A 12769-nucleotide genomic window follows, 5' to 3' on the forward strand; every position below is an offset into this window, starting at 1 on the left:
TTCTGGATAATTATATGCATTCCACTTCCTTCCTTTACTTTACTGCTGAGAAGTATTAGAATATTTGAGTTAAAGAAGGCAGCATGGGAGGACAGTTTTTTGGGAATATTCATTCGATCGATGACAATAGAAGATTATGATCAGGTATACGCGCTGTGGAAGACGATTCACGGCTTCGGCATCCGCAGCATTGATGATTCCCGGGAAGGCACGGAGATCTTTCTCCGACGCAATCCGACCAGCAGCATTGTCGCGGAGGAAGACGGAGAGATCGTCGGGGCGATTCTGTGTGGCCACGACGGACGGACCGGTACCTTCTATCATGTATGTGTCCGGGAAGACTGCAGAAACAGAGGAATCGGACGCAGGATGGCTGCCGCGGCCATGCGCGCGCTGCAGGCAGAGCATGTAAACAAGGTAAGCCTGGTGGCTTTTAAGACAAATGCCCTTGGCAACCAGTTCTGGCAGGATGCCGGATGGGTGAAGCGGGAAGACCTGAATTCTTATGAATTCATATTAAATGAAGAGAACATTACCAGATTTAATCAGTAGGAAAGACTTTATCAGTCAATCATAAACGGCAAAGGAAAGGAACAGACAGAGAGATGGAAAAGATCACAGGCGGCGTGACTGCCGCACAGGGGTTCCGGGCTGCATCAGCGGCGGCAGGGATCAAGTATAAGGACAGAAAAGACATGGCCATGATTGTCAGCGAGGTGCCCTGCAGGGCAGCCGGTACCTTCACCACCAATCTGGTAAAAGCAGCACCGGTGCTCTGGGACAAAGAGATTGTCCGGGGCAGCGGCACGGCCCGGGCAGTGGTGGTCAATGCCGGGATTGCCAATGCCTGTACCGGATCCCAGGGCATGGATTACTGCCGGCAGACCGCGGAAGGCGTGGAGAAAGTCTGCGGTATTCCGGCGGACCAGGTGCTGGTGGCATCCACCGGCGTCATCGGCATGCAGCTGCCCATGGACCGGATCCTTGCGGGAGTGAATGCTATGCAGCCGGAGCTGTCGGACACCGCGGAAGCCGGACACGCGGCAGCCTGCGCGATTATGACGACCGACACCAGGGAAAAGGAAGCGGCGGTGACTTTTGAAATCGACGGACATCCGGTGACCCTGGGAGGCATGTGCAAAGGATCCGGCATGATTCATCCCAATATGTGTACCATGCTTGCTTTTCTGACCACAGACCTGGCCATTTCACAGGAACTGCTCCAGGAAGCGCTGTCAGAAGATGTGCAGGATACTTACAATATGATTTCCGTGGATGGGGATACCTCCACCAATGATACGGTGCTTCTGCTGGCCAACGGTCAGGCGGGCAATCCGGAAATCACCGAAAAAAACGAGTCTTACCGGATTTTCTGCCGGGCCCTGCGTCAGATCAATGAGACACTGGCCAAAAAAATGGCCGGTGACGGTGAAGGGGCGACGGCACTGTTTGAAGTAAAGGTCATTCATGCCGCGTCAAAAGAGCAGGCAAAAATCATTGCCAAATCCGTCATCTGCTCGAATCTGACCAAGGCGGCTATTTTCGGCCATGACGCCAACTGGGGGCGGATTCTCTGCGCTATGGGATATTCCGGCGCTGTCTTTGACCCGGATCAGGTGGACCTGTATTTTGAAAGCAGTGCCGGAAGCCTGAAGATCATTGAAAACGGGGTGGCGCTGGATTACAGCGAAGAACAGGCGTCAGAGATCCTGGCGCAGGAGGCTGTGACCGCAGTAGCGGATCTGAAGATGGGAGATGCCCAGGCGGCGGCCTGGGGCTGTGATCTGACTTATGACTATATCAAAATCAACGCGGATTACCGTTCCTGAAATCAGGGCAAAGTGTCCGAATATTCCGGAACCGGCAGACAGAAACAGGAAAGAGAGTGTGTAACGAACATGAATCAGAAGATCAGTGTAATGGACAAGGCGGAGGTGCTGATTGAAGCGCTGCCTTATATTCAGCGATTCAACCGCAAGATTATTGTGGTCAAGTACGGCGGCAGCGCAATGGTAGATGAAGAACTGAAAAGAAACGTGATTCAGGATGTTACCCTGCTGAAACTGGTAGGATTCAAACCGATCATTGTGCACGGCGGAGGAAAAGAAATCAGCCGGTGGGTCAGCAAGTCCGGGATCGATCCGGTATTTGTCAACGGCCTGCGCAAAACCGATGCCCAGACTATGGAAATCGCGGAAATGGTACTGGGACGCATCGGCAAATCCCTGGTATCTTTAGTGGAATCCCTGGGAGTAAATGCTGTCAGCATCAGCGGCAAGGACGGCGGACTCCTGAAAGTGGAGAAGAAGTATTCCGAAGGCCAGGATATCGGGTATGTGGGAGATATCAAACAGGTGAATCCGAAGATCCTGTATGATCTGCTGGAAAAGGACTTTCTGCCGATTGTCTGTCCGGTGGGGCTGGATGAGGATTACAATACTTACAATATCAACGCGGATGACGCGGCCTGCGCAATCGCCCGGGCGGTACAGGCAGAAAAGCTGGCCTTCCTGTCCGATATTGAAGGGGTTTACCGGGACGCGGACGACCCGTCTACCTTGATCAGTGAGCTGACGGTCCAAGAGGCAAAACAGCTGCTGGAAAGCGGCTGCATCGGCGGCGGAATGCTTCCGAAGCTGCAGGGCTGTATCGACGCGGTGGAAAACGGCGTATCCCGGGTCCATATTCTGGACGGCAGAATCGCTCACTGTCTTCTGCTGGAGATCTTTACCAACCGCGGCATCGGAACCGCAATATTAAATACAAAGGAGCAGAAATATTTCAATGAATAAAGAAGGTTATATCGAAGAAGCAGAGCATGCGCTGCTGCATACATACAATCGGTTTCCGGTGGTTTTAGACCATGGGGAGGACGTGTATCTTTATGATACCGACGGAAAAAAATATCTGGATTTCGCGGCGGGCATCGCGGTATGCGCGCTGGGATACAGCAACGAAACTTACAAACAGGCGCTGAAAAATCAGGTGGACAAGCTGATCCACACCTCAAATCTGTACTATAATCCGCCGGTTGCGGAAGCAGCGGAAAAAGTTCTGAAAATCTCCGGCATGGACCGTGTGTTCTTTACAAACAGCGGAACCGAGGCGATTGAGGGAGCCATCAAATCGGCGAAAAAATATGCCTATACACGGGACGGCCATGCCGGCCATGAAATCATTGCCATGAATCATGCCTTTCACGGCAGAAGCCTGGGCGCGCTGTCGGTAACCGGCACCGCCCACTACCGGGAACCCTTTGAACCGCTGGTACCCGGTGTGCATTTCGCGGAATATAACAATCTGGAGAGTGTAAAAGCACTGGTAAATGACAGGACCTGTGCCGTTATTATGGAAACCGTACAGGGAGAAGGCGGAATTTACCCGGCGGATCCGGAGTTTATCCGGGGAGTCCGCAAACTCTGCGACGAAAAAGACATCCTGCTGATTCTGGACGAAATCCAGTGCGGCATGGGGCGTACCGGGTATATGTTTGCCTGGCAGAAATACGGCGTACAGCCGGATATCATGACCGTGGCGAAAGCGCTGGGCAACGGCGTACCGGTAGGCGCTTTCCTTATGACACAGCGGGTGGCGGACAAATCCCTTGCGCCCGGCGACCATGGCACCACCTATGGCGGCAATCCGCTGATTGGCACGGCGGTCAGCACAGTCATTGATATTTTTGAACAGGAACACCTGACGGATCATGTCAGAGAGATATCCGGTTATCTGGTGAAACGGCTGGAAGAGCTGAAAGAAAAGCACAGCTGCATTACAGCCCTGCGGGGCGCGGGACTGATGCAGGGCGTGGTGCTCAGCCTTCCGGTTGGGGAAGTATCCCGGGCGGCGCTGACCAGGGGGCTCCTTGTGATCTCCGCCGGCAGCGATGTGCTGCGTCTGGTGCCGCCGCTTGTGATAGAGGAAACGCATGTGGATGAAATGATCCGCATACTGGATGAAGTGCTGACCGGGCTGGAGGCCCGTCAGTAAACCGCGGCAGAAGAGATTCCGCAGTCGGAAACCTGTACCCGGCGGATCGGCCGGACGGAATAGGACAAGTTCTTTTCCATGCGAAAAAGAACTTGTCTTATTTTCTATATTTCGTTAGAATGAATGAGAAGCATTAAGGGGCCTTTTTAACAGATTCTGTTTGAAAGGATATGCTTTTTATGTATTACAGATACATTTATACAGGTATCATTACGGTTCTGGCATTCATCTGTACCGCGTGCTCGGGACCTTCTCACGGCGTTTTGCTGTCGGAATCCCGAAGTGAATTATCCGAATGGTCCTCCTCCAGTGAGGAGACAGATCCGGTTTTGCAGAAGAAATCCGATTCCCTGCAGAATGGGATTTATGTTTATGTGTGCGGTGCTGTCAGGCATCCGGGCGTCTATCAGCTGCCGGGCGGCAGCCGTCTGTATGAGGCGGTGGACCGGGCAGGGGGATTTACCCGGAAGGCAGACAGGGAAAGCGTGAACCTGGCGGAAGAAGTATCTGACGGTGCCATGGTTCGGATTCCGGCAAAGCCTGCCGACAGCAGACAAACGAACGGCTCCGGCGGAACCGGCGCGGATCAGAGCCGGAAGGCTGCTTCTTCCGGAAGCGCGGATCTCATAAATATCAACACCGCCGATGTGGAGAAGCTGATGACCCTGCCGGGTATCGGGGAGAACAAGGCGTCCGCGATTGTGCGTTACCGGGAGACCAACGGAAGATTCGGCAGAAAAGAAGATCTGATGAATGTGCCCGGAATCAAAGAAGGTACCTTTTCCAAATTTAAAGATCAGATTACGGTATAAGAGGTGTAAAGATGGCAACAAGAGTACTGGTAGTAGATGATGAGGAGCTTATCGTAAAGGGAATCCGTTTCAGCCTGGTACAGGAAGGGATGGAAGTGGACTGCGCCTACGACGGGGAAGAAGCGCTGCAGAAGGCTAAAGACAATGAATATGATATTATTCTCTTGGACATAATGCTTCCGAAGATGGACGGTCTGCAGGTGTGCCAGCAGATTCGTGAATTCTCCCAGGTTCCGATCGTGATGCTCAGTGCCAAAGGCGAAGATATGGATAAGATCATGGGACTGGAATATGGCGCAGACGACTATATTACCAAACCCTTCAACATCCTGGAAGTCAAAGCCAGAATCAAAGCGGTGGTCCGCCGTACTTCCGTACGCCAGACAGAGAAAAAGGACGAAAGCCTGATTGTCAGCGGCGATATGAAAATTGACGCGGAAAGCCGGCGTCTGTTCATCAAGGACAAAGAGATATCCCTGACGGCCAAGGAGTTCGACCTGATGGAGCTTTTCGTGAAAAATCCGGAAAAAGTCTTCAGCCGGGAGCAGCTTCTGAATCTGGTCTGGGGCTATGAGTATCCCGGGGATTTAAGGACTGTGGATGTGCATGTCCGGAGGCTTCGTGAAAAAGTGGAACCGAACCCCAGCGAACCGAAATATGTTCACACCAAATGGGGTGTCGGATATTACTACCATGTGGCTTAGGCTTAGAGGATATTCATGTTTGCTGCTTTACGTAACTTTTTTAAGAGTCTGAAATTTCGTATCTATATTTTTCTGCTGATTTTCGCGGTGATTCCAAGTGTGGTGATTCGTGTCGGTGTGATACGCGCCTATGAGAATTATTCCGCGGAAACAAGAATGAATGATATTATCTCACAGATCCGGCTTCTGAATTCGCAGATCACCAGAAATGACTATCTGAATGACGCGGAATCAGAAGCCATTACCGCACATATCGAACAGCTGGGATCCGTCTATGATATCCGCATTATACTGGTGAATGATTCCTTCCAGGCTGTCACGGACACTTACAACCGCATCGTGGGCAAGGATGTGATTTCTTCCGAGATTCTTACCGCGTACAATGAAGCGCGTACCGTCCGTGAGTACAACCGCAAGGAATCCTATATCCGGATCGCCGTTCCGATTTACCGGGAGGTCCCGGTTCAGGGGGATCGGAACACTGATTCCTCCAACAGCAGCATCCGGACGACACAGGTCTGCGGCGTGGCGCTGGTAAACGGATCCTCGGATTTCATGACGGAGGATCTGAACCACATGATCCAATGGGCCTTTATCCTGCAGCTGATTACCTATGTGATTGTTGTGGTGGGAGGCTTCCTTCTGGCCAATCGTCTGGTGAAGCCGCTGCATCAGCTGGCGTCTTCGATTCAGGAGGTCAAGGAGGGGTATACCTCAGATTTTACAGCCGTCAGCAAATATCAGGAAGTGCAGGAGATTTCCGATGCCTGCAGCGAGATGCTTGGGCGCCTGAAGCTGCTGGATGAGTCCCGGCAGGAATTTGTGTCCAATGTGTCCCATGAGCTGAAGACCCCCCTGACTTCCATGAAAGTGCTGGCGGATTCCTTAAACAGCATGGAGAATGTGCCGGCAGAGCTTTACAGCGAGTTCATGGGGGATATTACCAATGAAATCGACCGGGAAAACAAGATTATCAATGATCTGCTTTCCCTCGTACGACTGGATAAATCCGCCGGCGAGCTGAATATTTCCAATGTAAACATCAACGACTTGTTAAACCTTCTGATGAAGCGCTTAAAGCCGATTGCTGCCCGGCAGGAAGTGGACCTGGTCCTGGAAAGCTTCCGTCCGGTTACTGCGGAAGTAGATGAAACCAAGCTTACGCTGGCACTGTCCAATCTGATCGAAAATGCCATCAAATACAACAAACCGAAAGGGTTTGTCCATGTAAGCCTGAACGCGGATCACAAGAATTTCTTTGTCTCTGTGATGGATAACGGCATCGGGATTCCGGAAGACGCCCAGGCACATATCTTTGAGCGTTTTTACCGTGTGGATAAATCCCATTCCAGAGCCATCGGCGGTACCGGTCTGGGTCTGGCAATTACAAGAAATATTATTATCATGCATCGCGGCGCCATTAAAGTACACAGTATTGAAGGCGAGGGAACGACTTTCCAGGTCAGAATTCCGCTGACGTATGTAGCCAAGACAGAAAGATAGGGTGACGACAGCCGCATGAAAATAAAAATCAAACCAATACTGGCTGCCGTGATTCTGGCGGCGTCAGTTTCCATGGCCGGATGCGGAAAAGATAAAACCGCGTCCTATAACGCCTATCTGTATTATATCAATAATGATGCCACCGGGCTGACCAGGGAGGGAATTACCTGCAGGGGAGACAGTACCCAGGAACAGGTGCTGTATCTTCTGAAGCGTCTGTCCGGGGAGCAGTCCGGCGCCGACCGGCAGCCCATCCTTCCAAAGGATGTTACCATGTCCAGTCCGGAAATCCGGGACCATCAGGTATATCTGTATTTTGATGATAAATATGCAGACATGAAACCCTCCCAGGAAATCCTGTGCAGAGGCGCCATTGTCAAAACCCTGATGCAGGTGGAAGGCGTAAAGGGAATCTCCTTTTTCGTTGACAGCAAGCCCCTGACAGATGCGGGCGGGAAAAAGATCGGCATCATGACAGACACCAGTTTTTCCGACGATCTGGGCAATGTGGAGGATGAATCCTATCAGATGGACTTAAACCTCTACTTTTCCAATAAAAAGGGAGACGGGCTGGTTCGGGAGACCAGGACGGTGCGTTCTGCCAGCAACATTTCCACACCGAAGCTTGTGATGCGGGAACTTCTGAAAGGGCCCAAATCCAAAAACGCCCGTACGACCCTGCCGAATTCTGTGGTACTGAACAGAATTTCTGTTATGGACGGGGTGTGCTATGTGAACCTGGGAAGCTCATTCAACGATCAGGATTACAACATCGGGACGGAAGTGGTGATCTATTCGATCGTGAATTCACTGACAGAACTTCCGGGAATCACCTCCGTGCAGATTTCCATTGACGGCAATTCCGACCTGCTGTACCGCAACTCGATGCCCCTTCAGATCTATTACGAAAAAAATTCTGACCTGGTGAACAGACAGTCCTAGTAATACGGGCAGCAAACTGCAGAAACATGAGAGAGTGTCAGGAGGTTTCGTCTGCGGCACTTCAGAATATTGCTTTTATCCGCTGCGGCAGCCGCGGTGATCTTGATGTATCTATCCGGTATGATGGAATCACAGCGCTGCAGCAGCTTTTTTTCACAGGATCTGCGGGGAACGGCCACCGGCATTGTGACCGAACGAAGCAGAAAAGAGGAAGGCGCGGTCTATGTGATCCACAGGGTGTCGGTACGCAGCGGGAAAGGAGGGTACCGGCTTCCCGGAATGCTTCTGTACAGCCGGAATGACCGGATTCCGGCAGGAAGCAGAGTGCGTGTTTCCGGCGTGATGCAGCCATTTTCCCGCAGGACCAATGAGGGGAATTTTGACCCACGTCAGTATTATCAGCAAAAAAGGATTTTCTGCTGTCTGACCTGCGATTCGATTCAGGTGATCTGTTATCCCCGGTTTCCGGTGAGAGAAGGACTGACAGAGATCAGGGAAAGACTGGCGGCGGTATATCAGCAGGCGCTCCCCGGCCGGACGGCGGGGATTCTCTGCGCGCTTACAGTGGGAGACAGAAGCGGCCTGGAAGAAGAGGAACTGGCGGCCTATCAGGATCACGGAATTGCGCATATTCTCGCGATTTCCGGTCTCCATGTATCTGTGGTGGGCATGAGCTTATACCGGCTGCTGCGGAAGCGGTTCCGTGTTTCCTACGGCGCGGCGGTGTCTGTCTGCGGCATGGTGCTGCTTCTGTACGGAGCAGTCAGCGGCTGGCCGGCCAGCAGTGCCCGCGCGGTGATCATGTCCCTGTACATGCTGGGAGCGGAATGGTCCGGCCGAAAGTATGATTCCCGGATGGGACTGCTCAGCGCGGCCCTTATCCTGCTTCTGGTGGATCCGTTTTTCCTGCGGCAGGCAGGGTTCCAGCTGTCCTTCTGCGCGATTCTGTCGATTCTTGCCCTTTATCCTTCGGTATCTGCGCTGTATGGCCGCTTTCCGCTTCCGCCGCCGGTCCGCGCTCTGCTGGATCGCAGCGGATTTGCCATGAGTCTTACGGTGAGTCTGGGAATGCTTCCTTTGACTGCCTGGTATTTTTATCAGATCCCCGTCTATGCGGTTTTTCTCAACCTGCTGGTCATCCCGCTGTGCGGCCCGCTGCTGATCTGCGCTCTGGCCAGCGGACTGCTCGGGCTGGTATCTCTGACCGGCGCAGGCATCCTGCTGCTTCCCTGCAGGGGGATCCTTGCTCTGTTCCGGTCTGCCATGGATCTGACGGACCTGCTTCCAGGCGGCACATGGATTGTGGGGCGACCGCCGCTTTGGGCAATGGCGCTCTTTTATATTATGTTATTCGGCACGGCAGTATGGATGCGGCTGCTGGAGCGGCGCCTGGTGCAGAGAAGGGATCAGAGCGGTGCGGCACGCAGAAGAAAAATTTACCGCCGCTGCTGTGTGCTGCGGGGTCTGCTGACGGGCGGATCTGCTGCAGTCATGAGTGTTTTTCTGCTGGTTCCGCCCCCGCCGTCCTTTGAGATCAATCTGCTGGATGTGGGGCAGGGGGACGGCATTCACATTCAGACAGCGGACGGCGGCAATGTCTGCATCGACGGCGGCAGCAGCAATATTTCCTCCGTTGGTCTCCGGCGCATTCTTCCCTATCTGCGTTACCGCAAGGTAAAAAAAATAGACTGGTGGCTGGTATCCCACACGGACGAGGATCATATCAGCGGTCTGCTGGAAATCCTCCGCGCAGGGTATCCGGTTTCCAATCTGGTGTTCAGCAGGGCGTCCGCCGCCGCAGATGCCGGGGATGCCGGAATGGGGGAATTGCGCAAAGCGGCGGCAGCAGCAGGCTGCCGGGTGGTATATGTGCAGGCGGGGGACTGTCTGCGCATGGGAAAAATTACAATGACCTGTCTGTATCCCCGCAGGAATGACCGATCAGAAGATCCGAATGAACTTTGCCAGGTCTGGCGTCTGGAAGGCGGGGGGATTTCCGCACTGTTTACCGGAGATCTGGGAAAAAAAGGAGAAGAAGAGATGATCCGGCGCGGACAGGTCAGAAAAGTTGATGTGCTGAAAGTGGGACATCATGGATCCAAAGGCTCCACTTCGGAGGAATTTCTGAGAAAGGCAGCGCCGGAAGCAGCGCTGATTTCTGTAGCGGAACATAACCGCTACCGCCATCCTTCCCCGGATACGCTGAAACGGCTGCGGGAGGCAGGAGCCAGGATTTATACGACGAAAAACGGCGGCCAGATCCGGATCCGCGTCAGGGCGTCTGAAACAGGAACCAATGGAAGCAGGGCCTTTTATACCGAACGTCCCTGTGGCTACTCGGACTGAGGAGAGGCTTCCCTTCGCGTCACCTGATTGACGATTAAGATGCCGGCGCAGACCAGGGCCAGTGCCGGAAATACCGCGAATGGAAGGGTGGAATTTTCGCCGGCGAAAAGCAGGGACAGCAGGACGCCGAAGATCGGAATCGTAAAGGAAAATACGGTTACCCGGGAGACCGGATGGTATTTCAGCAGAATGCCCCAGAGGGTGTAGGCAACGGAAGAGATCAGCGCCATATAAAGCAGAAGAAGGAAGGCGGACGGTCCGGCCGGATGCAGATGGCCGCCCATGCCGGCGCCGATTCCCATCAGCACTATTCCGCCCAGGGAAAACTGCCAGCCGGAAAGCATCACCGGATCATGTTTTCCGGAAAAGATCTTCAGACAGGCGGTGGAAATGCCCGAAGACAGGGCGGACAGAAGCATCAGGGCATCTCCCAGCGGAGCCGCGTGCAGGGAAACAGAGGTGCCGCCCAGGTTTACGAGGACCAGGCCGGCAAATCCGACCAGGCATCCCAGAAGTTTCAGGAGGGACAGCCGCTCGGCGCGGAAGAGCAGCGCCGCCGTCAGAATGGAAAAAAAGGTGGTGGTGCCGGTGATCAGAGCCCCCTTGACTGCCGTGGAGTGCGCCAGGCCTGTGTAAAAAAAAGCATACTGCAGAATCGTCTGAAACAGGCTGAGTACCGCAATGCCCGGTAGGGCAGCCCGGTCCGGAAGAATTACTTTTCTGCGGCGGATGGATTCAAAGATCAGTACCTGGATGCCGGCCAGAAAGAAACGCAGTCCGGCAAAGAGCATCTGCGCGCCGGTATCCGAGCCGGCGACCGCAAACAGGCGGTAGCCGATTTTTATACTTGGGAAAGCGCTGCCCCAGAGGGCGCAGCTGATTAATGCACAGAGAATCAGTGCAGGGGTTTTTGCCATAATCGAAGTTTTTGTATTCATGGCAAATATAGTAGCATGATTTTCCGTGAGAAGCAACGGCTGCCGCGGTTGACAGGCAGGAATCCGACTTGTTAGAATATTTTTATGAAGCAGATAAATACAGATATTAAAAATCAAACCTTTCAAAATCTTTACCTGATTTTCGGGGAAGAACGCTATCTGGCGGTGCAGACCAAAGAAAATCTGATCCGTGCGCTGACCGATCCGCAGGATACGATGAATTATACGGTGATGGAGGGAAAGCGCACAGACCCCGGAGAATTGATCGAACTGGCCAGAACGCTGCCCTTTTTCGCGGAACGCAGGGTGATTCTTGTGGAAGACAGCGGTTTCTTTCGCTCTTCCCAGGAACGTCTGGTGAATTTCCTCCCGGAACTTCCGGAAAGTACGGTTCTGATATTTGCGGAATCGGAAGTGGACAAACGCGGCAAATTATATAAATATATCCAGAAACACGGACATGCGGCAGAATGCGGCAGACAGAAAACAGAGACACTGGTGCTCTGGGTCGGGCAGAAGCTGAAGGCGGAACACAAGAAGATCACCCGCAGTGTGATGGAACTGTTCCTGTCCCGCACCGGGGATGATATGAATGTAATCGCGAACGAACTGGAAAAACTGCTGGCATATACCATGGACCGGACGGTGATATCCGCGGAAGATGTGGAAGCGGTCTGCGGCAGTCAGGTGCAGGGAAAGATATTTGCCATGATTGACGCGATTGCAGAACGGAATCAGCAGAAGGCGCTTCGCTATTATCAGGATCTGGTGATGCTCCGGGAACCGCCCATGCGGATCCTGGCACTGATTACACGGCAGTTCCATATTCTGGAACAGCTGAAAAGCATGCAGGAAAAGGGGGTTCCACGGCAGCAGGCGGCATCCCGGTTAAAGATTCCGCCCTTTGCGGTGAAAAAAAATCTCGGACAGGCGTCGAAATTTACCGCAGACAGACTGCGGAAGGCCTTTGCCGACTGTATCCGTACCGACGAGGAAATAAAAAGCGGCAGACAAAACGACCGCCTGGCGGTGGAACTGCTGATCATCAGGTACAGCGCGTAAATAAAAGCATAAAAAAACAGCTGGATGACGGTTCCAGCTGTTTTTGCGATCTGTTTTACGCCGTATATTAATTCATGCCGTTTACTAACTTGCTTAAACGGGAAACTTTTCTTGCAGCGTTGTTTTTGTGGTAGATTCCTTTGCCGGCTGCCTTGCTGATTACAGAAGTAGCGGCAAGTAATGCTGCGGATGCAGCTTCTTTGTCATTAGCTGCGACAGCTGCTTCCACTTTCTTGATAGCAGTCTTAACAGAAGAGCGGATTGCTTTGTTGCGCTCTGTCTTGGTAGCTGTTACAAGAATTCTCTTTTTCGCTGATTTGATGTTAGCCATTCGTTACACCTCCCATACTGAGTTGTTCTTAGCGTTCATCAGTACAGACACGGAAGCACTGACGAAATCATGCTTATTTATGATAGAAGATCAGATGATGTTTGTCAATAAAAAAATAATTTTTTTTCGATATTTTCCCGC

The 12769-nt window shown here is 52.7% G+C and carries 12 protein-coding genes; 10 read left to right on the forward strand and 2 right to left on the reverse strand.

Annotation, left to right across the window (positions count from 1 at the left end; genetic code table 11):
- The first annotated feature begins 120 nt into the window (after window positions 1–120).
- From CXIVA_RS10825 to CXIVA_RS10865, 9 genes are all read left to right on the forward strand, one after another.
- Window positions 121–552, forward strand: coding sequence for a GNAT family N-acetyltransferase (locus CXIVA_RS10825; protein ID WP_041727885.1), 432 nt, complete (start codon window positions 121–123; stop codon window positions 550–552).
- 53 nt (window positions 553–605) lie between these two features.
- Complete coding sequence (gene argJ, locus CXIVA_RS10830) at window positions 606–1829, forward strand: bifunctional glutamate N-acetyltransferase/amino-acid acetyltransferase ArgJ (protein WP_013978075.1); 1224 nt, start codon at window positions 606–608, stop codon at window positions 1827–1829.
- 69 nt (window positions 1830–1898) lie between these two features.
- Window positions 1899–2792 carry an acetylglutamate kinase gene (gene argB, locus CXIVA_RS10835; RefSeq protein ID WP_041729049.1) on the forward strand — a complete coding sequence of 298 codons (894 nt, stop codon included), beginning with the start codon at window positions 1899–1901 and terminating at the stop codon, window positions 2790–2792.
- Window positions 2785–3990 (forward strand): aspartate aminotransferase family protein, encoded by a 1206-nt coding sequence (locus CXIVA_RS10840; RefSeq protein ID WP_013978077.1) that lies wholly within the window; start codon window positions 2785–2787, stop codon window positions 3988–3990. The genes argB and CXIVA_RS10840 overlap by 8 nt, the downstream gene beginning before the upstream one ends.
- 179 nt (window positions 3991–4169) lie before the next feature.
- Window positions 4170–4802: a helix-hairpin-helix domain-containing protein gene (locus CXIVA_RS10845; RefSeq protein WP_013978078.1), complete on the forward strand. Its 633-nt coding sequence runs from the start codon at window positions 4170–4172 to the stop codon at window positions 4800–4802.
- 11 nt (window positions 4803–4813) lie between these two features.
- A complete protein-coding gene (locus CXIVA_RS10850) occupies window positions 4814–5506 on the forward strand; it encodes a response regulator transcription factor (protein WP_013978079.1) in 693 nt (230 codons plus the stop codon).
- A 15-nt stretch (window positions 5507–5521) separates the two neighbouring features.
- Window positions 5522–7009 (forward strand): HAMP domain-containing sensor histidine kinase, encoded by a 1488-nt coding sequence (locus CXIVA_RS10855; protein WP_013978080.1) that lies wholly within the window; start codon window positions 5522–5524, stop codon window positions 7007–7009.
- Between the two features lie 15 nt (window positions 7010–7024).
- Window positions 7025–7951 carry a GerMN domain-containing protein gene (locus tag CXIVA_RS10860; protein ID WP_013978081.1) on the forward strand — a complete coding sequence of 309 codons (927 nt, stop codon included), beginning with the start codon at window positions 7025–7027 and terminating at the stop codon, window positions 7949–7951.
- 51 nt (window positions 7952–8002) lie between these two features.
- Entirely contained in the window at window positions 8003–10297 is a 2295-nt protein-coding gene (locus tag CXIVA_RS10865) for a DNA internalization-related competence protein ComEC/Rec2 (RefSeq protein WP_083835027.1), read from the forward strand.
- Here CXIVA_RS10865 and CXIVA_RS10870 read toward each other — a convergent pair.
- Window positions 10285–11214 carry a DMT family transporter gene (locus CXIVA_RS10870; RefSeq protein WP_013978083.1) on the reverse strand — a complete coding sequence of 310 codons (930 nt, stop codon included), beginning with the start codon at window positions 11212–11214 and terminating at the stop codon, window positions 10285–10287. The genes CXIVA_RS10865 and CXIVA_RS10870 overlap by 13 nt on opposite strands.
- Before the next feature lie 105 nt (window positions 11215–11319).
- Between CXIVA_RS10870 and holA the strand changes: the two genes are divergently transcribed.
- Window positions 11320–12297: a DNA polymerase III subunit delta gene (gene holA / locus CXIVA_RS10875; RefSeq protein WP_013978084.1), complete on the forward strand. Its 978-nt coding sequence runs from the start codon at window positions 11320–11322 to the stop codon at window positions 12295–12297.
- 67 nt (window positions 12298–12364) lie between these two features.
- Here holA and rpsT read toward each other — a convergent pair whose 3' ends face one another.
- Window positions 12365–12628, reverse strand: coding sequence for a 30S ribosomal protein S20 (gene rpsT, locus CXIVA_RS10880; protein ID WP_013978085.1), 264 nt, complete (start codon window positions 12626–12628; stop codon window positions 12365–12367).
- Between the last annotated feature and the right edge of the window lie 141 nt (window positions 12629–12769).

Source organism: Clostridium sp. SY8519 (assembly GCF_000270305.1).
Taxonomy (GTDB): Bacteria; Bacillota; Clostridia; order Lachnospirales; family Lachnospiraceae; genus SY8519.